The following is a 19,550-nucleotide window of genomic DNA, read 5'->3' as shown; positions in this document are numbered from 1 at the left end:
GGTGCGCCAATGCTCGGTTTCGTCTTCGGCTTGAACGCCCGGCTCGGGCGATTGCATTTCTTCCTCGCGACGGTCGCGCTTGCGATCGTGATGACGGCGATCTGCTTTGCAATCGCAATGGCCGTGCTGAACAACACCTCGCCCGGCGCGATCCGACCCGAAGACCTCACCAAGAGCTGGGCGATGATCGCCGCGATCGTGTTCTTCGGAGTTGCGACCCTCACGCTGCAATCGATGCGCATCCGCGACATCGGCTGGGATCCGGTCTGCGTGGTGCCTGCCTGGTTCGCGCTCATGATCGTCGACCATGTCGTCGCGGGCCGGTTTCCGGCCTGGGCGATCGGGGAGGAGCACCAGGCAACGGCGGTCGGCGCGCTCGTCAACCTCGCGCTGATGCTCGCGCTCATGTTCTGGCCGAGCGGCGACAGCGAGGGCTCCTACGGCGCTCCCCTCCCGCCGCGCACACGCGCGAACAAGCCTTCGCTATCGAACGAGCGCCTCGCGCGGGTGTCGCAGGGATCGTCTCGCTCGAACTGGAGCTAGACGGCCGGCTTCCGGAACGTTCTAGACGAACGGCAGCTTGATGTTGCTGCGCTTCTCCAGCCATTCAGGCACAGGAAGGCTCTTGGCGCGCATGAAGTCCGCATTGAACAGCTTCGACTGGTAACGGCTGCCGGAATCGCAAAGCACGGTGACGATCGTCTTGCCGGGCCCGAGCTGTTTTGCGAGACGCATCGCGCCGGCAACGTTGATGCCGGTCGAGCCGCCGAGGCACAGGCCTTCGTGCTGGAGCAGTTCGTAGATCACCGTGACTGCTTCCGCATCGGGAATGAGATAGGCGTCATCGACCTTTGCGCTCTCGACGATTGCGGTCGCCCGGTTGAGGCCGATGCCCTCGGTGATCGAGCCGCCCGGCGTCGCCTTGGCATCGCCCGTTCTGAAATATTCATACATGCCGGCGCCGTGCGGGTCGGCGCAGGCGATCCTGACGTCCTTGCTCTTCTCTTTCAGGAAGCGGCTGGTGCCGGCCAGCGTGCCGCCGCTGCCGACGGAGCAGACGAAGCCGTCGATCTTGCCGCCGGTCTGCTCCCAGATCTCGGGACCTGTGGACTCGTAATGCGCCTTCGCATTGTCGAGGTTGTTCCACTGGTCGGCGAACAGCACGCCGTTCGGCTCCGTCTTGCGCAGCTCGTCGGCAAGACGGCGGCCGACATGCTGGTAATTGTTCGGATTGGAATAGGGCAGGGCCGGCGATTCCAGCAGCTCGGCGCCGCACAGCTTCAGAAAATCCTTCTTCTCCTGGCTCTGCGTCTCCGGGATCACGATCAGCGTGCGGTAGCCGCGGGCGCTGGCCACGACCGCAAGACCGATGCCGGTATTGCCGGCGGTCGATTCCACGACGAGACCGCCGGGCTTGAGCTGGCCGCGCTTCTCGGCCTCGAGGATCATCCATTTGCCGGCGCGATCCTTCACCGACTGGCCGGGATTCATGAATTCGGCCTTGCCCAGGATGGTGCAGCCGGTCAGTTCGGAAGCGCGCTTGAGCTTGATCAGCGGGGTGTTGCCGATGGCTTCGACAACGTCGTTTTTGATGGTCATGTCAGGGGAAATCACTGGCAAGGGGTTGATTAGGTTGGCCAGAACCTAGTGCTTGAAATGCCAAAGGGGAAGGCTTTTGCGCTGCGGCGAAACCCGCGAAAATCCCCGTAAGCAGTGAAAATTTGGAAGGAGAGATCGCCGCTGCTGCTGTGCTACGCCGCGGGATATCGGTAGGAGGATGTGGCCGGCTTCTGCCAAAACATGGAAGATAAGGGTCGTCGCCAGCGCACCCTCCATTGGATGTCAGCCGTCGCCGTCGAAGAGTGCGGATAGTACGCGGGAGGCGGTCAAGATATCGGCACGACGAACGCTTATTCGTTTTCCGATAATGGACAACCTCGCGAAAGTGGCCAGGCCCGGTTTCGCGGCCGGACTGAAGCCGCATCGCGAGCGGTGCAGGCGGATTGGAGGGGGTTGGCGTCGGTGTGGCGGCAGTATCACATGAAATCTTGGTAAGCTCGAACGCACTCAGGAACGGCCCTGAAATTCAAGAAACACCTGCAGGACAGCACCCTTTTGTATTTTCTCAGCTCTAAGATCGTCGCGCTTTGGGGGGCACATCGCAACTGCGGGACTGTCCCGCGGTTCCGCGTCCGGCTAGTATGAGGCGCACAATTTCGCCGAAAGCATCACTTGTGAACGAGTTGTCCAAAGCCCCCCGACGACCGCGCTGCGAATCGGCTAATCCGGCCGCGCGGCGGCGGTTCGATCTGCCCGGCGGGGGGTGGATGTGACACAACGTGTTCCGGCGATCGCCGTGCGGCGGTCACCAGGCGCGACGTCCCGGACGCGACGTGCGGCGCGCTGGCTTGCGGTCGCTTGCCTCGCCGCCGGTTCGGGCGCCTGCGTGCTGACGCAGGATCTTCCTGATCCCGCGCTCGACGTTCCCACGCAATACAAATATGCCGGGAAGGCCGATGCGCCGCCGTCGCTGGATTGGTGGCGCAGCTTCCGCTCCGCGGAGCTGACACAGCTGATGGAAGAGGCGCACACCGTCAACCTCGACATCGCCGCCGCCGTTTCGCGCATCGTCGAGGCCGACGCTCAGGCGCGGCAGGCGGGTGCGGCGCTGCTGCCGAGCCTGTCCGGCACCGGGCAGGAGGCCTATTCGCGCACCTCCGGTTCCTCCGCCTCGGGGCTAACCAATGGCGGCCGTGAGGTCGTCAACTACCAGGCTTCGCTGAGCGCGAGCTACCAGCTCGATTTCTGGGGCCAAAATCGCGACGCCCTGCAAACGGCGGAAGAGACGGCAAATGCCAACCGCTTCGATCGCGACGTCGTTGCGCTGACCACGCTTGCAGGCGTCGCTAACGCCTATTTCCAGGTGCTGGCCTCGCAGGATCGCATCAGGACCTCACAGCGCAACATCGCGAGCGCGCAACGCATCCTCGATGCCGTCAGGGAACGGCGCAAGGCCGGCACCGGCACCGACCTCGACGTCGCCCAGCAGGAGAGCGTGCTCGCAAACCAGAAGGCACTGGTGCCGCCGCTGCGCCAGACGCTCGACCAGAACGTCAATGCGCTTGCAGTCCTGGTGTCGCGGCCGCCGGAGAGCGTGCGCGTGCTCGGCGGCTCGCTGAACCGGATCGCGATTCCGCGCGTGACGCCGGGACTGCCGTCGGAGCTCCTGACGCAACGGCCCGACATCCGCAGGCAGGAGGCCCAGCTCGCCTCCGCGACAGCGAACGTCGGCAATGCCCGCGCGCAGTTCTTTCCGACCATCCAGCTCACCGGCAATGGCGGCTATCAAAGCTCGGCCCTGGTCTCGCTGTTCCAGCCGCATGCGGCGTTCTTCCAGCTCGTCGGCAGCGCGACGCAGCCGATCTTCGACGGTGGCAAGATCCTCGGCAATTTCGAATTTGCCAAGGCGCGGCAGGACGAATTGCTCCAGACTTACCGCAAGACCATCATCCAGTCCTTTGCCGATGTCGACAACGCGCTGTTTTCGATCAAGCAGACCACGATCAGGCTGCAATTGCAGCGTGACGTCCTCAACGCCTCCCGCCGCGCATTCGATCTCTCCGAGCAGCAGTTGCGCGCGGGCACGGCCGACATCGTCACCGTGCTCAATACGCAACTGACCCTGTTCCAGGCGGAAGACGCGCTGTCGCAGGCGCAACTTGCCCGCCTTCTTGCTATCGTCAGCCTGTATCAGGCGCTCGGCGGCGGCTGGGAGCCGAGGATGGAGAAACCGGTCAATGCTCTTTAAGCCGGATACCAAGCAAGGCGTGAAGGAGGGAACGGCGAAGAAGTCGCGCGGGCGCGGCTTCGTCATGACCCTGATCACGCTGGCGATCCTCGGCGGGCTCGGCTACTACGGCTGGACCACCTGGCACCAGCAGCCGCAGCAGGCGAACGGCCGCAATCAACGGCCGGATCTGCCGGTGCCGGTGCTGGCGGCGACGCCCCGCATCCAGGACGTTCCCGTCTATCTCGACGGCGTCGGTGCGATCCGCGCGCTCAACACCGTGACCGTCCGCTCGCAGGTCGACGGCAAGCTGATCGCGGTCAATTTCACCGAGGGACAGGACGTCAAGAAAGGCGACGTGGTCGGCGAGATCGACCCGGCGCTCTATCAGGCGACGTACGATCAGGCGGTCGCCAAGAAGGCGCAGGACCAGGCCCAGCTCGCCAACCAGCGTATCGACCTCACGCGCTACGAGCAGCTCGCCGCGTCCAACGCCGGATCCAAGCAGCAGGCCGACACCCAGCGCGCGCTGGTCGCGCAGACCGAGGCGCTGGTCAAGGCCGATCAGGCCGCGATCGACAATGCGGCGGCGACGCTGAGCTACACCAAGATCGTGGCGCCGATCTCGGGCCGCGCCGGCCTGCGCCAGGTCGATCAAGGCAACATCATCCACGCCTCCGACACCACCGGCCTCGTGGTGATCACGCAATTGCAGCCGATCGCGGTGTGGTTCAGCTTGCCCCAGCAGCAGATCATGCGGGTCAATGCCGCCGCGTCGAAGGGCGCGCTCGCGGTCGACGTGTTCGGCAATGATGGCCTCACAGTGATCGACACCGGAAAGCTCACCGGCATCGACAACCAGGTCGACCAGACCACCGGCACGCTCAGGCTCAAGGCCGAATTCCCCAACGCCAATTACCAGCTCTGGCCGGGCCAGTTCGTCAATGTCCGCCTCAAGGTCGAGACCCTGACCCAGGCACTGGTGGTGCCGACCTCGGCCGTGCAGCGCGGACCGATCGGCACCTTCAGCTATGTCATCGGCGAGGATAACATCGTCTCGGCCAAGCCGGTGACGGTGACGCAGCAGAACGAGCATGACGCCGTCATCGCCAGTGGCCTGTCGGCGACCGACAAGGTCGTCACGACGGGCTTTGCCAATCTGTCCGACGGCTCCAAGGTGGTCATCGGGCGCGACGATCAGACCCCGTCGGCCGATCTCGCGCCGCGCAAGCGCTCGCGCGGGCCGGATGGTCAAAAGAAGGACGGCGCAAAAGACGGCCAGAAGGACGGACAAGACAAGGACGGCGAGTTCCGCGCCAAGCGCAAGAGCAGCGAAGGCGACCAGAAGGGCCAGACCGGACCGGCACCAGGGCCTCCGTCAAGTCCGGGTGCATCGGGAAGTGGAGCTAAGCAGCCATGATCCCGACAACAGCCGCCTGAGCGGCAGGCGCATCCCATGGGCGTCTCCGAACCCTTCATCCGCCGTCCGATCGCGACCTCATTGCTCGGCATCGCGCTTCTGATTGGCGGGCTGCTCGGCTATTTCGCGCTGCCGGTGTCCGCGCTGCCGCAGGTCGATTTCCCGACCGTGCAGGTGACGACGCAATTGCCCGGCGCGAGCCCCGACGTGATCGCCTCGCTGATCACCGCGCCCTTGGAGCGGCAGCTCGGCCAGATCCCGTCGCTGTCGGCGATGAACTCGACGAGCTCGTTCGGCGTCAGCCAGATCTCGCTGCAGTTCGATCTCAACCGCGACATCGACGGTGCCACCCAGGACGTCCAGGCTGCGATCAACGCGGCGGCCGGCGTGCTGCCCAAGACGCTGCCTTATCCGCCGACCTACGCCAAGGTGAACCCGGCCGATGCGCCGGTGATGACGTTGGCGCTGCGCTCCGACACAATCTCGTTGCGGGCGATGAGCGACATCGCCGATACGCTTCTGGCGCAGCGGCTGAGCCAGATTTCCGGCGTCGGGCGCGTCTCTGTGCTCGGCGGACTGAAGCCAGCCGTCCGCATCCAGGCGGATCTCGCGCGGCTCGCCGCCTATGGCATAGCCATGGAAGACCTGCGCACCGCGATCGCCAGTGCCAACGTCTCCGGGCCGAAAGGCTCGCTCGACGGCGCGCAGCAATCCTACATCATCGCCGCCAACGACCAGATCGCCGCCGCCGACGCCTACAAGCCTGTCATCATCGCCTACCGCAACGGCTCGCCGGTCACGATCGCCGACGTCGCCCAGATCGTCGATGGGCTCGAGAACGACCGCACCGGCGGCTGGTACCAGGGCTCGCCCGCCGTCATCATCGACATCCAGCGTCAGCCCGGCGCCAATGTGATCGACGTCGTCAGCCAGATCCGGGCGGAAATCCCAAAGGTCCAGCGCGCTATTCCGGCCGGCGTGAACCTCACCATCGTCTCCGACCGCACCGTCACCATCCGTGCCTCGGTGCGCGACGTGCAGTTCACGCTGATCCTCAGCGTCGTGCTGGTGACGCTGGTGGTGCTGCTGTTCCTGCGTTCGCTACGCGCCACGCTGATCGCCGGCGTGGCGCTGCCGCTGTCGCTGATCACGAGCTTCGGCATCATGTATTTTGCCGGCTTCAGCCTCGACAATCTGTCGCTGATGGCGCTCACCATCGGCACCGGCTTCGTCGTGGACGACGCCATCGTGATGATCGAGAACATCGTCCGCCACATGGAAAACGGCGACAGCGCGATGGAGGCTTCGCTGAAGGGCGCCAGCGAGATCGGCTTCACCGTGATTTCGCTGACGGTATCGCTGATTGCGGTGTTCATCCCGCTGTTGTTCATGTCGGGCCTTGTGGGCCGCATGTTCCGCGAATTCGCGCTGACCCTGACGATCGCGGTCGTGACCTCCGCCGTGGTGTCGCTGACGCTGACGCCGATGATGTGCTCGCGCCTGCTGAAGCATGCCCATGAAGAGCTGGCAGTGCCGGGTCTTGCCGCGGTCAGCCGCTTCATCGACCGCACCGTCGGGTTCTATCACCGCACGCTGCTCTGGGTGCTGGAGCGCCAGCGCGCGACACTGGTCGTGACTTTCGCCACGCTGATCGCGACCCTGGCGCTCTATGTCGTCGCGCCAAAGGGCTTCCTGCCGCTGCAGGACACCGCCTCGATCACGGCGGTGACCGAAGCCGGTCCCGACGTCTCGTTTGCGGAGATGCAGAAGCGGCAGGCCGAGGCGGCCGACGCCATCAAGGCCGATCCCGATGTGACCGGCGTGGTCTCGGTGATCGGTGCAGGCTCGGTCAATCCGACCACCAATGTCGGCCGTCTTGTCATGACGCTGAAACCTCGCGGCGAGCGGCGCGACGATGTCAGCGTCGTCATCACCCGCCTGAAGGAGCGGGTGGCCGCCATCCCCGGCATGACCGTCTATTTCCAGCCGGTGCAGGACGTGCAGATCTCGACCCAGTCGAGCCGTTCGCAATACCAGTACACGCTGACCGGCACCGACGCCGCTTTGGTGTCGGAATGGGCGCGCAAGCTGGTTGCCGAAATGCGGCGCGATCCGCTGTTCCGCGACGTCTCCTCGGAAGCGCAGGAAGGCGGTCTGCGGGCGCAGCTCACGGTCGACCGCACCCGCGCCGGCCAGCTCGGCGTCAGCCTTCAGGGCATCACCGACACGCTCAACGACGCCTTCGCGCAGCGCCAGATCTCGACCATCTACGGCCAGGCCAACCAGTACCGCGTGGTGCTGGAAGCGCTGCCGATGTACCAGCGCGATCCCTCGATCCTGTCGAAGCTTTATCTGCCGGGCGCGGCGAGCGCGACCGCCGGTGCGCCCAACGCGCAGGTGCCGCTCTCCGCCGTGGCGACGCTGACGCGCACCACCGCGCCGCTCGCGATTTCGCACCAGGCGCAATTCCCGTCGATCTCGCTCAGCTTCAACCTCGCGCCGGGCGCGGCGCTTGGCGATGCCGTCGAGGCCGTGAAGACCATCGAGACCCGGATCGAGATGCCCAACAGCATCGTCGGCGTCTATGCCGGCGACGCCGCCGAATTCGCCAAGGCACTCGCCGGCCAGCCCTGGCTGCTGCTGGCCGCGGTGATCACGATCTATATCGTGCTCGGCGTGCTCTACGAGAGCTACATCCATCCGATCACGATCCTCTCGACGCTGCCGTCCGCCGGCGTCGGCGCGATCCTGGCGCTGATGCTGTGCGGGCAGGATCTCTCGGTGATCGGGCTGATCGGCATCATCCTGTTGATGGGCATCGTCAAGAAGAACGCGATCATGATGATCGACTTCGCGCTCGAGGCCGAGCGCGGGCAGGGGATGTCGCCGAACGAGGCGATCGTACAGGCTTGTCTGCTGCGCTTCCGTCCGATCATGATGACGACGCTGGCCGCCCTGTTCGGTGCGCTGCCGCTGGCGATCGAGAGCGGCACCGGCGCCGAGCTGCGCTTCCCACTCGGCATCTCCATTATCGGCGGCCTGCTGCTCAGCCAATTGCTCACGCTCTACACCACGCCGGTGATCTATCTCGCCCTCGACCGCATCAACCGCCGCCTCGAGCAGGCGCTGCCGCCGGCCGAATCCGGCGGTCCGCCCGTCGCGGGCGCGACCGAGGGGATGCAGTGATGGCATCGATCTCGGAGCCCTTCATCCGCCGCCCGGTCGCGACCACGCTGCTGTCGATCGGGTTGTTCCTGCTGGGTATCGTGGCTTACGAGTTCCTCCCCGTTGCCTCGGTTCCGAACATCGATTTTCCCGCCATCTTCGTCTCGGCCAGCCGTCCTGGCGCCGACCCGTCCGTCATGGCCGCGACGGTTGCCTCGCCGCTGGAGCGGCGGCTCGGCGAGATCGCGGGCATCAGCCAGATCACCTCGACTTCGTCACTCGGCACGACCAGCATCCAGCTCCAGTTCGACATCGGCCGCAACGTCGACAAAGCCGCCCGCGACGTGCAGGCGGCAATCAATGCGTCGCTGGTCGACCTGCCGAGCGATTTGCCGACGCTGCCGCGCTTCCGCAAGGCGAACACCGCAGGCGCGCCGGTCTTCGTGCTGGCGCTGACCTCGAAGACGCTGTCCGCCAGCGCGGTCTACGACGTCGCCGACACCGTGCTGGCGCAGCGCATCTCGCAGGTGCCGGGGGTGGGCAATGTGACGATCTCGGGTGCCGACCAGCCGGCGGTCAGGATTCAGCTCAATCCTGTCGCGCTGTCCAATGCCGGCATCGCCACCGACGACGTGCGAACTGCGATTATCAACGCCAACCCGCTCGGTCCGGTCGGCATCTTCAACGGCGAGCGCCAGAGCGAGACGCTGTCGCTCAACAAGCAGATGCGGACGGCGAAAGAGTTCCGCGACATCGTCATCAAGAGCGCGAAGGGCAATTTCGTCCGGCTCTCCGATGTTGCCGACATCGAGGACTCCGTCCGTAACGCCCGTTCCATCGCCTGGTTCAACAAGCAGCCGGCTGTGCTGATCCAGATCACCAAGCAGGGCGATGCCAACGTCATCGATACCGTCGACCGGGTGAAGGCGCTGATCCCCGCGCTGAAGCAGTGGATCCCGGCCGGGGTCGATATCTCCACCTTGGTCGACCGCACCAGTACGATCCGCGCCAGCGTGCTCGACATGCAGTGGACCTTGCTCGCGACTGCCATTCTCGTGATGGTCGTCGTGTTCGTATTCCTGCGACGGCTCACGCCGACGATCGCAGCCGGAATCTCGGTGCCGCTGGCGCTGGCCGGAACCTGCGCCGGCATGTGGGTCGCGGGCTTCTCGATCGACAATCTTTCGCTCATGGCGCTGGCGATCTCCGTTGGCTTCGTGGTCGACGACGCCATCGTCATGATCGAGAACATGTACCGCAATCTCGAGCACGGCATGCGCCCGCTCCAGGCGGCATTGGACGGCGCCCGGCAGATCGGCTTCACCGTCGTGTCGATCAGCCTGTCGCTGATCGCGGCCTTCACGCCGCTGATCTTCATGGATGGCGTCGTCGGCCGGCTGCTGCGCGAGTTCTCCCTGACATTGACCTTCGCCATCCTGGTCTCGACCCTGGTGTCGCTGACGGTGACGCCGATGATCTGCGCCCATTACATCCGCCAGACCACGTCTGGCACGGCGACCCTGTTCGACCGGATCATCGAGGGCTCGCTGTCGCGCATCGTCGCGTTCTACACCCGCACCTTGCGCACCGTGCTGGAATATCCGCTGCTGACGCTGCTGGTGTTCTTCGCCACCATCGGCCTAACAATTACGCTCTACATCAAGATCCCTAAGGGCTATTTCCCGACCGACGATTCCGGCTTCGTCATCGGGGCGACGCGCGCCTCGGCCGACATCTCGTTCCAGTCGATGCTGAGCCTGCAGCAGCGGCTCGCCGACATCGTGATGCAGGATCCGGCAGTGGCCGGCATCGGCTCCACCGTCGGCAGCGGCGGCGGACCGGGCGGCGCGACCTCCAATCGCGGCACCATGTTCATCAGCCTGAAGCCGCCGGAGGAGCGCGACCACGTCTCGACCCAGGTGGTGATCGACCGTCTCAGGCGGGCGTTATACCCGGTGCCCGGCATCCGCCTGTTCATGTTCGCCGCCCAGGACGTGCGCGCCGGCGGACGGCAGAGCGATTCCGACTACCAATACACGCTGACCAGCACCGACCTCGGCCTGTTGCAAAAGTGGGCGCCGATCGTGGCCAAGCGCATGGAGAGCGTCGAAGGCATCACCGACATCTCCAGCGACCGCGATCCCGGCGGGCTTCAATTGACCTTGTCGATCGACCGCCAGAAGGCCTCCGCACTCGGCGTCCGCGTCCAGGATATCGACAACGCGCTCAACAACGCGTTCTCGCAGCGGCAGATCGGGATCATCTACACCCAGCGCAACCAGTACATGACCGTGCTGGAGATCGACCCGAAATTCCAGGTCGACCCCTCCAACCTCGATCGCATCTATGTCGCCGGCGCGGGCGACGCGCAGGTGCCGCTGTCGGCCGTGGTGCATGCGACGCGCGGGCTCGCCGCGCTCGCGGTCTATCATTCGCAGTCGTTCCCATCGACCACGGTGTCGTTCAACCTGTTGCCGGATGTGCAGATCCAGGCCGCAACGCAGAACATCCAGCGCGCGGTCGAGGAGCTGCACATGCCGGAAGGCATTCGCGGCAGTTTTGATGGCAATGCTGGCGATTTCGCCAAGACCAGCGGCCGCCAGCCGCTCCTGATCCTCGGCGCGCTGGTGGCGATGTATATCGTGCTCGGCGTGCTCTACGAGAGCCTCGCCCATCCGCTCACGATCATCTCGACGCTACCCTCGGCGGGACTTGGCGCGCTGCTGGCCTTGCAGCTCACCAACACGCCACTGACCGTGATCGCCTTCGTTGGCATCATCCTGTTGATCGGCATCGTCAAGAAGAATGGCATCATGATGGTGGATTTCGCGCTCGATGCCGAGCGCCAGCGCGGCCTGTCGTCGGCGGAGGCGATCTTCGAGGCCTGCCAGGCGCGCTTCCGGCCGATCCTGATGACGACGATGGCGGCGCTGTTCGCCGGCATTCCGCTGGTGGTCGCGACCGGGCCCGGCACGGAACTCCGCCGTCCGCTCGGCATCACCATCATCGGCGGGCTGTTCGTCTCGCAGATCCTGACGCTCTACACCACGCCCGTGATCTACCTGCTGGTCGACCGCCTGCGCCGCCGCTCCGAACCGCGCCCGCTGGCCGCGCCGGCGGAATAGGCGGGTTGTTGAACCGCCGTGCAGAGCGTATAGCGGCGACTATGTCGAACCCCACCGCCGCCGCGCCGGCCGATCCGATCCCCGAATGCCCGCACTGCCAGAAGCCGATGCCGTTGTGCATCTGCGACAGCGTCACGCCCATCAAGAACCGGCTCTCGCTCCTGATCCTTCAGCATCCGCAGGAGCAGGACAGGGCGCTCGGCACTGCGCGGCTGCTTGCGAAGCATTTCGCCGGTGCCACGCTGCGGGTCGGCCTGTCCTGGCCGAGCCTGTCGAAAGCGCTGGGGCAACCCATCGAGAACGCCTCGCACTGGGCGGTGCTCTATCTCGGCTCGGCGCACGCCACCGATCTCGAGGCCGAGGGCGAAATCCTGGCTCTCAACCGCAAGAGCGAGGTCGCGGACAACCAGCGCGCGCGCCTCGGCAAGCTCGAAGGTGTGGTGCTGCTCGACGGCACCTGGAGCCAAGCCAAGGCCCTGTGGTGGCGCAACCCGTGGATGCTGAAATGCCAGCGCGTCATCCTGAACCCGACCACCCCATCGCGGTACGGGCGCCTGCGCAAGGAGCCTCGGAAGGACGGACTGTCGACCATCGAGGCTGCGGCGACGATCCTCTCCGCTCTGGAGAAGCGCCCGGACATCGCCGAGACGCTGAATGCCAGCTTTGAACGGATGTTAACCCGCTACCGCGAGGTCCAGACCGAGATGCCCGAATTGGCGCCAAAGCCGCCGGTGAAGGACCGCCGGCGCGGTGTCCGGCGGGTCAAGCGAGCCTGACTCCGGTCCGGATCATCCGTACGGCCGATTGTCCCGCGAGAGGCGGGCGGATAGAGACCGTCGGCCAATAGGCCGCTATCTGCTATGCTCTCGCACGATCGGAACGCCGGAAACGAAGGGGCCGTCGCATTCAGCTTGCAGCCAAGGAGATCCTTGCCCAGGCGGCGCGGTTCGATCGTTGGGGCACGCTTGCCCTGATGGACGTTTCGCTGCGCTATCGGCGTACCGTGATCGGCCCGCTCTGGATCACACTGACGCTCGCGGCGACCATTGCCAGCGTCGGCACGGTCTATGCGGCACTGTTCAGACAGGACATCACGAGCTTTCTGCCGCACTTTGCCGTCGGCCTGATCGTCTGGACGCTGATCGCGACGACGCTCCAGGAAGGTTCCCACATCTTCGTGGCATCAGGCCATTTGATCAAGGCGGTGCCGGCGCCGCTGATCGTGCACGTGCTCCAGATGATGGCGCGCAACGTCCTCATCTTCGCGCATCATCTGGTGATCGTCGTCCTGCTCTATCTCCTGATGCCGTGGCCGCTGCATGGGAGCATGCTGCTCGCGGTACCGGGCTTCGCGATCCTGCTCACTGTGCTGCTGGGTGGCTCGGTCGCGCTCGGTATGCTCTGCGCGCGGTTTCGTGACATCGGCTCGGCGATCGTCAGCGGCCTGCAATTCGTCTTCTTCCTGACGCCGATCATCTGGACCGAAGACAGCGCGCGCGGCACCGCGTTTTATTGGCTGATCCGCGCCAATCCGTTCGCGACGCTGCTCGATCTGGTGCGCAGGCCGCTACTGTCGCAGTCGACCGATGCGGAGCAATGGCTCCTCGGGGTCATCTATGCGACCGTCGTGGCCGTCATCGGCCTCGGCTGCTACGCGAAATACCGCCATCGTGTGGCGTATTGGCTGTGAGGCACGAGATATGACCCCCGCAGCTCATATCGCGCTTCGCAACGTCTCGGTAAGGTTTCCGGTGCTGTCGTTCCGCGACCGCTCGCTGCGCAGCCGGTTCGTCAACGCGATGACACTGCGGCGGACCACGGCGACCCCGCACATCGTCTCCGCGTTGAATGACGTCAACCTCGACATCCGTGCCGGCGATCGCGTCGCCATCATCGGCGCCAATGGCGCCGGCAAGACCACGCTGCTGCGGGTGCTCGCCGGCATCTACCATCCGACGTCGGGCAGCGTGGACGTGCTGGGCCGCTGTCTGCCGCTGTTCGATCTCTCGGCCGGATTCGACGAGGAAGCGACCGGCTACGAGAACATCATGCGGCGTGGCCTCGTGATCGGCGCACGGCGCTCCGAGATCGACGCCAAGCGGGGGGAGATCGCCGCATTCACCGAACTGGGCGACCGGCTCGACCTGCCGCTGCGCACCTATTCCAGCGGCATGATGCTGCGCCTGATCTTTGCAGTCGCAACCGCCGTCGAGGGCGAGATCGTGCTGCTCGACGAATGGATCGGCGTCGGCGACCAGCAGTTCCGCAAGAAGGCGCGGCAGCGGCTCGACGAGATCGTTGTACGCGCCGGCATTCTGGTGCTCGCCTCGCACGACATCGAGTTGATCAAGAGCACCTGCAACCGCGCGATCCTGCTGGAGGAGGGGTGGATTGTGGCCGCCGGCGCGACCGATGAAATTCTCGGCCAATATCTCGGCGGCGCGAAGGCGTAGCTGGTCCGGTCGGGGTTGCCTAAACCTGTGATCCCCTATATTGCTCCGCCCTCGTTGGGGCCACGTGGCGGAGTGGTTACGCGCCGGTCTGCAAAACCGTTTACTCGGGTTCGAGTCCCGACGTGGCCTCCATCTCAACCTCCTGATATTTCAGCAATATTCGATCGTATCGCGGCTGCCATCGGCCCGCGCGGGCGATGCGTGCTGGCACCGGGTTTGCCCGGGGCCCGGCGGAAACCCGCCATTCAGCCCGCTGGCATAGTCTTCGCATCTGCGAAGTGATGCATCCCAACGATCGAGCGCTGGAGAGCACGTGAGCGAAACCGTCCGATTTGTCCCGAAATCCGAGCTGGAGCGGGCCCGCCTCATCCGCGAGGCCCGTGCGATCTATGACAGCATCTTTCCGCCGGCCGCACCCGACCAGGCGCCGCAGGACGGCGGAGAGCGGGTCAAGACCTGATCGCGATCACGCGGGATTTTCACCGCGTAGCTGCCATAGCAAAACGCCCGCGGAGCGCGGGCGCGTCGGCTCACGGTGAAATTGGCTTCAGCAGGCCGCGTACCAGCCGTCCGGGAAAGGCACCAAGGGCCAGGCGCCCTCATTGTCATTGGCGGCTTTGGGCTTCGCGGAGGCGTTGGGCTTCGCGTAATACGTCCACGAGCGCGGCACGAGATCCTCCCCCGGCACGAACGCCAGATCTTCATGGACCATGGCGTCCTGGACGGCATCCAGCAGCAAGTTGAATTCGGCTTCGCTCATCACACCCTCCGGACCGCGGATGGCGCAATATCGCAAAGCCGGTTTGTTTCCCGGTTGAGCCGATCGATCGCATTTTAACGATCCGCCAATCGGGTCCCGATTGGTTAGCGATTGATGAAATCGCGTTGGGAAACTTAGGTTCCTGCCGGGGTGCCCGCAGTGTGAAGGATGTCACATCTTTCGCTGTTTATTTCTCCTACCCCTTTGCACACCGGCCAATACAGGCCGGTCGGGCAAAGCAGACGGGAGACTGGTCATGAAGGCGCGGTTCTTGCGATTTGCGGGCGTGAAAAGCCGGGCGCGCCGGGCCTCGACGGTCGGGCTGTTCCTGACGCTGTTTGCCTCCGCCGCCCATGCGAGCAGGGAACACCCGAGCAGCGCCGGGCCTGTACCCCCGACGTCTACCGGCTCTGCGCCGGCGAAATCCCCAACGTCCGCGCCATCACGGCCTGCCTGCGCCGTAACAGGCCAAGCTTGAGTGAGGCTTGCCGCATCGTGTTCGATCAGGCCGGCGGCTGACATACCGGCCCTGTGGGTTTGTGCGCAGCAAGTGGCTCGCGCGGGCAGGCGAATCCGGCATAGTCGTCCTGTGGATACACCTGTGGGTATGCTGCGGACAGGCTGGGGACGGCGGGGGATGTGCTTCGGATGTCGGCCGCAGATGCGTCCTTTGATTGTCATATCTCTGTCAAATGACCTCACCGCATGATTCGCTGATCGTGCAGATCGCGGCGTCACGCAAGATCATGTGGTTTCCCCGAATTCGCAATTGCGCGCTACAGCGTCCCGCATTCACGAACAGTTTTTGAGCAGCTGCCTGCCCAAATGGCGGGCTCCCTCCATCCAATTTTTTGTACGCCCGCGGACAAGCTTTCCGGTCCGCTCTCCTCCTAGGCTCGCTTCCGCGATCTGGAACATGGCCATTGCCATGACAATTCGAAGGAGCTGGAGATGGAGAGACCCGTATTGCCCCAGGCGCGGGGGAACGCACGTGCATCGCTGTCTTGGCACAAGGCCGCGCTCGGCGCCGCGGTCACTTTCGGCGCGCTGGCAGCCGCGCCCCTGAGCGCGCAGGCTGCGGCGCCTGCGGCCTGCGCCGCGCTCCAGGACAAATATCCGGACTGGAAGGGCAAGACCCTCGTCAACGCCATCAACCCGCACACGCCGGGCTATGAGACCATCGATCCGAAGGATCCGAGCAAGTATATCGGCTTCGACATCGATCTCGGCGAAGCCATCGGCGAATGCCTCGGCTTCAAGTTGACCTACAAGCCGGTGACGTTCGCGGCGCTCCTGACGACGCTGGCCGCGGGACAAGCCGACATCGTGATTTCCGACATCTACGCCACCAAGGAGCGCGCCAAGGCCGCCGACTTCATCACCTATTCGAAAGTGTTCGACGGCGTGCTGGTCGCCAAGGGCAATCCGAAGGGCATCAACGGCATCAACATGTCGATGTGCGGCGCCGCTGCCGCTGAAAACACCGGCTATGTCGAGGTGCCGCTGATCCAGACGCTGATGCCTGAGTGCAAGAAGGCCGGCAAGGCCGAGCCGACCGTCCAGCTCTACGACAACAACGCCAACTGCATCCAGGCGATCCTCGCCGGTCGTGCCGACACCTATGTCAACGACGTCAACACCGTCGACAGCGCGGTGAAGGCCTATCCGGACAAGCTGGAGAAGGCGACCGCGGTGACGATCCCGTATTCGGTCGGCATCGCCGTCCCGAAGGACAAGCCTAAATTCCGCGACGCCGTGCTCGCAGCCCTGATCGAGGTGCAGAAGGCCGGCACGCATATGGAGCTTCTGAAGAAGCATGGGCTCGACGTGAACAACTTCAAGGAGCCTGACATTCTGACGGCCGACTGATGTCGCTATTCCTCCATTACCTGAGCATGCCGTATCTGCTCGAGGGCATCGAGCTCACCCTCGAGGTGACTGCCCTCGGGCTCGGCGGCGGATTGATCCTTGGATTGATCCTCGCCGGCATGCAGCTCTCCCGCTTCTGGCTGCTGGCGGCGATCGCCAGGGCCTACACCGTGATCTTCCGCGGCACGCCGCTGATCCTGCAAATGGTGTTCGCCTACGACGCGTTGCCGCATATCGGGATCAAGCTGCCGGCGGTGCTGGCCGCCGGCCTTGCGCTGGCCTGCAACGAGGCGCCGTTCATCGCCGAGATGCTGCGCGCCGGCGTGCTCGGTGTCGACCGCGGGCAGGTGACGGCCGGCCAGGCGCTCGGCATGACGCCGCGGATCCTGATGTGGCGGGTGATCGCGCCCCAGGCGATCCGCACCATGATCCCGGCCTTCGGCAACGAGGCCGTGAGTGCGCTGAAGAATTCGTCGCTCGCCTCCGTGGTCGCGGTCCAGGAGCTGACCCTGCGCTCGACCCAGCTTGCGTCCTCGACCTTCGACTTCTTCTCGATCTTCTTCGCCTCGGGCCTGCTATACCTGGTGCTGACCTTTGCCATCAGCATCATCCAGCTTTTCGTCGAATGGTTGCTCGATCTCGATCGTACCAAGGGCCGCCAGCGCAGGCTCGCCGATTACCTGCCCTGGCGTCGCGTCGACCTCGCCACCAAGCTCGAACTTGCCGCAGCGATCGTCGACGTCCAAGTGCCTGCACAGGCTGAGCTCACCGACACGCCACCGCTGGCCTTGACCCGCGAGGAACGCACCCGGCGCGCGGCGACGATTTCACGCAACAACATCGCGGTCGAGACCAAGGACCTCACCAAGAGCTACGGCGGGCAAAAGGTGCTTGCCGGCCTCGATCTCACCGTACGCGTCGGCGAGGTCGTCGCGCTGCTCGGGCCCAGCGGCTCCGGCAAGAGCACGCTGCTCCGCTGCATCAATCATCTCGAAAGCTGGGACGGAGGCACGGTGCGTGTCGGCGGCCGCCGCCTCGGTTTTGGCGACGACGGCAAGCTGCTGCCGCCCCGCGCGATCGCCAATGAGCGGGCAAGCGTGGGCGTCGGCATGGTGTTCCAGCAATTCAATTTGTTTGCCCATCTCTCGGCCAAGGAGAACATCGCCGGGCCCTTGCGCTGGGTGCACGGCATGACCCGCATTGATGCCGATCGCCGCGCCGCCGAGCTGCTCGAGCGGGTCGGGCTGTCGCACCGCGCCGACGCGCTGCCGCGGCATCTCTCCGGCGGCCAGCAGCAGCGCGTCGCGATCGCCCGAGCGCTCGCCCCGAACCCCAGCGTGCTGCTCCTGGACGAGCCGACCTCGGCGCTCGATCCCGAGCTCGTCAGCGAGGTGCTGGAGGTGATCCGGCGGCTCGCCGTCGATGACGGCCTCACCATGATCATCTCGACGCACCAGATCCGCTTCGCCGACGAGGTCGCCGACCGCGTCGCGTTCCTGAGCGGCGGCACGATCATCGAGGAGGGGCCCGCGCACGAGGTGCTCTCCAACCCCCGCAATCCGCTGACCGCGCGTTTCCTCAGCGTGATGGAAGCCGACAAAACTCCGGAGGTGGTGCGATGAGAGCCGCACCCACACCGTTCAAGACCGCGTTTCCAGAAGAGGCCACCTCATGAAGCATGTCACGCTGCCGGTTTCGCCGAAGACCGTCCACTGGGGCTATTTCTCCAAGAAGGTCGCGCCGGCCCTGACCCTGCGCTCGGGGGATCGCGCCACCATCGAGACGCTGACCCATCACGCCAATGATGACTACGAGCGCATGATCCAGGGTGATCCCGGCGCCGAGAGCGTGTTCCAATGGACGCGCGAGCACAAGGCCGTCGGGCGGCGCGGTTCGGGCCCGACCGAAGGCCCGTTCATCCGCGGAGCAGGCGAGGGGATCGGCGTGCATCTCCTCACCGGTCCGGTCGCGATCGAAGGCGCCGAACCCGGCGACATCCTCGAAGTGCGCATCCTCGATATCCGGCCGCGGCCGAGCTGCAGCGCCTGTCATGCCGGGCGCTGCTTCGGCTCCAACATCGCCGCCAATTGGGGCTTTCACTATCACGATCTGATCGAGGAGCCGAAGCCGCGCGAGGTCGTCACCATCTTCGAGCTCGACACGTCAGGCGAGCCCTGCGCCAAAGCGGTCTACAACTACGTCTGGACGCCCCAGACCGACCCCGACGGCATCGTGCATCCGACCATCGATTATCCCGGCGTGCGCGTCGATCACGCCACCATCAAGAAGCGCGAGAACATCCTCACAAGCGTCAGGGTGCCGGCACGGCTGCATTTTGGCACCATGGGGCTCGCGCCGTCGGAGGCCGATTTCGTCAGCTCGATCCCGCCGAGCTATACCGGCGGCAACATCGACGACTGGCGCATCGGCAAGGGGGCGCGGATGTTCTATCCGGTCGCGATCCCCGGCGCCTATTTCTCGGTCGGCGATCCCCACGCCGCGCAAGGCGACAGCGAGCTTGGCGGCACCGCGATCGAAACCTCGCTGACCGGCGATTTCGAGTTCGTCCTGCACAAGAAGGCCGATCTCGCCGGCACCAGCCTCGAAGGTCTCGATCATCCGATGCTGGAGACCGATCAGGCGTGGTCGTTCTACGGCTTCACCTATCCGAACTACCTCGCCGCGCTCGGCGCCGACGCACAGACCGAGATTGCCAACCACTCGAGTCTCGACCGTGCGATGCGCGATGCGTTCCGCAAGCTCAGGAGGTTCCTGATGACCGTGCACGGTTTGAGCGAGGACGAGGCGATTTCGCTGCTATCGGTCGGCGCCGATTTCGGCGTCACCCAGGTGGTCGATGCCAATTGGGGAGTTCACGGCACGATCCGCAAAAACATCTTTCGGTGCGACTGATGGGCCGTAGCCCGGATGGAGCGCAACGCAATCCGGGTTTGTCACGCCGGACTCAAAA

General features: G+C 65.0%; 14 protein-coding genes, 1 tRNA gene and 1 pseudogene. 14 read left to right on the top strand and 2 right to left on the bottom strand.

Annotation, left to right across the window (positions count from 1 at the left end; genetic code table 11):
- Window positions 1-9 precede the first annotated feature (9 nt).
- Entirely contained in the window at window positions 10-543 is a 534-nt protein-coding gene (locus IVB07_RS20020) for a DUF805 domain-containing protein (protein WP_018457795.1), read from the top strand.
- Window positions 544-564: 21 nt separating this feature from the next.
- Here the strand turns inward: IVB07_RS20020 and IVB07_RS20015 are convergent, their stop codons facing one another.
- Window positions 565-1,599, bottom strand: coding sequence for a cysteine synthase A (locus tag IVB07_RS20015; RefSeq protein ID WP_204511168.1), 1,035 nt, complete (start codon window positions 1,597-1,599; stop codon window positions 565-567).
- 724 nt (window positions 1,600-2,323) lie between these two features.
- Between IVB07_RS20015 and IVB07_RS20010 the strand changes: the two genes are divergently transcribed.
- From IVB07_RS20010 to IVB07_RS19970, 9 genes are all read left to right on the top strand, one after another.
- Window positions 2,324-3,808: an efflux transporter outer membrane subunit gene (locus IVB07_RS20010; protein ID WP_026233443.1), complete on the top strand. Its 1,485-nt coding sequence runs from the start codon at window positions 2,324-2,326 to the stop codon at window positions 3,806-3,808.
- Entirely contained in the window at window positions 3,798-5,207 is a 1,410-nt protein-coding gene (locus IVB07_RS20005) for an efflux RND transporter periplasmic adaptor subunit (RefSeq protein WP_247338011.1), read from the top strand. The genes IVB07_RS20010 and IVB07_RS20005 overlap by 11 nt, the downstream gene beginning before the upstream one ends.
- Window positions 5,208-5,243: 36 nt before the next feature.
- On the top strand, window positions 5,244-8,393 hold the full coding sequence (locus tag IVB07_RS20000) for an efflux RND transporter permease subunit (RefSeq protein WP_085349831.1): 3,150 nt from the start codon (window positions 5,244-5,246) through the stop codon (window positions 8,391-8,393).
- Window positions 8,393-11,497 carry an efflux RND transporter permease subunit gene (locus tag IVB07_RS19995; RefSeq protein ID WP_018457800.1) on the top strand — a complete coding sequence of 1,035 codons (3,105 nt, stop codon included), beginning with the start codon at window positions 8,393-8,395 and terminating at the stop codon, window positions 11,495-11,497. Before IVB07_RS20000 ends, IVB07_RS19995 begins: the two co-directional genes overlap by 1 nt.
- A 41-nt stretch (window positions 11,498-11,538) precedes the next feature.
- Window positions 11,539-12,273, top strand: a complete 735-nt coding sequence (locus tag IVB07_RS19990) for a tRNA-uridine aminocarboxypropyltransferase (protein WP_018457801.1) — start codon at window positions 11,539-11,541, stop codon at window positions 12,271-12,273.
- Between the two features lie 197 nt (window positions 12,274-12,470).
- The gene (locus IVB07_RS19985; RefSeq protein ID WP_085385242.1) at window positions 12,471-13,187 is read left to right on the top strand and encodes an ABC transporter permease; all 717 of its coding nucleotides are present in this window, start codon (window positions 12,471-12,473) and stop codon (window positions 13,185-13,187) included.
- Between the two features lie 10 nt (window positions 13,188-13,197).
- Window positions 13,198-13,950, top strand: coding sequence for an ABC transporter ATP-binding protein (locus IVB07_RS19980; RefSeq protein ID WP_018457803.1), 753 nt, complete (start codon window positions 13,198-13,200; stop codon window positions 13,948-13,950).
- Between the two features lie 58 nt (window positions 13,951-14,008).
- Window positions 14,009-14,082 (top strand) — tRNA-Cys (locus IVB07_RS19975).
- Window positions 14,083-14,263: 181 nt separating this feature from the next.
- Window positions 14,264-14,410: a hypothetical protein gene (locus tag IVB07_RS19970; RefSeq protein WP_018457804.1), complete on the top strand. Its 147-nt coding sequence runs from the start codon at window positions 14,264-14,266 to the stop codon at window positions 14,408-14,410.
- A gap of 87 nt (window positions 14,411-14,497) precedes the next feature.
- Here the strand turns inward: IVB07_RS19970 and IVB07_RS19965 are convergent, their stop codons facing one another.
- Window positions 14,498-14,710 (bottom strand): hypothetical protein, encoded by a 213-nt coding sequence (locus IVB07_RS19965; RefSeq protein ID WP_018457805.1) that lies wholly within the window; start codon window positions 14,708-14,710, stop codon window positions 14,498-14,500.
- A 256-nt stretch (window positions 14,711-14,966) separates the two neighbouring features.
- On the opposite strand from IVB07_RS19965, the pseudogene IVB07_RS40685 reads away from it, so the two are divergent.
- The 4 genes and pseudogenes from IVB07_RS40685 (at window position 14,967) to IVB07_RS19950 (ending at window position 19,492) form a co-directional block, all read left to right on the top strand.
- Window positions 14,967-15,229: pseudogene (locus IVB07_RS40685) on the top strand (hypothetical protein).
- A 432-nt stretch (window positions 15,230-15,661) separates the two neighbouring features.
- Entirely contained in the window at window positions 15,662-16,579 is a 918-nt protein-coding gene (locus tag IVB07_RS19960) for an ABC transporter substrate-binding protein (RefSeq protein ID WP_026233444.1), read from the top strand.
- A complete protein-coding gene (locus IVB07_RS19955; protein ID WP_018457808.1) occupies window positions 16,579-18,201 on the top strand; it encodes an amino acid ABC transporter permease/ATP-binding protein in 1,623 nt (540 codons plus the stop codon). Before IVB07_RS19960 ends, IVB07_RS19955 begins: the two co-directional genes overlap by 1 nt.
- 49 nt (window positions 18,202-18,250) lie before the next feature.
- Window positions 18,251-19,492: an acetamidase/formamidase family protein gene (locus tag IVB07_RS19950; protein WP_018457809.1), complete on the top strand. Its 1,242-nt coding sequence runs from the start codon at window positions 18,251-18,253 to the stop codon at window positions 19,490-19,492.
- The last annotated feature ends 58 nt before the right edge of the window (window positions 19,493-19,550 follow it).

The organism is Bradyrhizobium sp. 172, from assembly GCF_023101065.1.
GTDB lineage: Bacteria > Pseudomonadota > Alphaproteobacteria > Rhizobiales > Xanthobacteraceae > Bradyrhizobium > Bradyrhizobium canariense_D.
The sequence above is the reverse complement of the archived record's forward strand: the minus strand, read 5'-3'. Positions and strand labels throughout refer to the sequence as shown.

What these genes read in the sequence shown, in the direction of transcription:
- IVB07_RS19990 (WP_018457801.1), top strand. Translation starts at nt 11,539, where the DNA reads ATGTCGAACCCCACCGCCGCCGCGCCGGCCGATCCGATCCCCGAATGC.
- IVB07_RS19980 (WP_018457803.1), top strand. Translation starts at nt 13,198, where the DNA reads ATGACCCCCGCAGCTCATATCGCGCTTCGCAACGTCTCGGTAAGGTTT.
- IVB07_RS20005 (WP_247338011.1), top strand. Translation starts at nt 3,798, where the DNA reads ATGCTCTTTAAGCCGGATACCAAGCAAGGCGTGAAGGAGGGAACGGCG.
- IVB07_RS19950 (WP_018457809.1), top strand. Translation starts at nt 18,251, where the DNA reads ATGAAGCATGTCACGCTGCCGGTTTCGCCGAAGACCGTCCACTGGGGC.
- IVB07_RS20000 (WP_085349831.1), top strand. Translation starts at nt 5,244, where the DNA reads ATGGGCGTCTCCGAACCCTTCATCCGCCGTCCGATCGCGACCTCATTG.
- IVB07_RS19985 (WP_085385242.1), top strand. Translation starts at nt 12,471, where the DNA reads ATGGACGTTTCGCTGCGCTATCGGCGTACCGTGATCGGCCCGCTCTGG.
- IVB07_RS19995 (WP_018457800.1), top strand. Translation starts at nt 8,393, where the DNA reads ATGGCATCGATCTCGGAGCCCTTCATCCGCCGCCCGGTCGCGACCACG.
- IVB07_RS20020 (WP_018457795.1), top strand. Translation starts at nt 10, where the DNA reads ATGCTCGGTTTCGTCTTCGGCTTGAACGCCCGGCTCGGGCGATTGCAT.
- IVB07_RS19965 (WP_018457805.1), bottom strand. Translation starts at nt 14,710, where the DNA reads ATGAGCGAAGCCGAATTCAACTTGCTGCTGGATGCCGTCCAGGACGCC.
- IVB07_RS19960 (WP_026233444.1), top strand. Translation starts at nt 15,662, where the DNA reads ATGGAGAGACCCGTATTGCCCCAGGCGCGGGGGAACGCACGTGCATCG.
- IVB07_RS19955 (WP_018457808.1), top strand. Translation starts at nt 16,579, where the DNA reads ATGTCGCTATTCCTCCATTACCTGAGCATGCCGTATCTGCTCGAGGGC.
- IVB07_RS20015 (WP_204511168.1), bottom strand. Translation starts at nt 1,599, where the DNA reads ATGACCATCAAAAACGACGTTGTCGAAGCCATCGGCAACACCCCGCTG.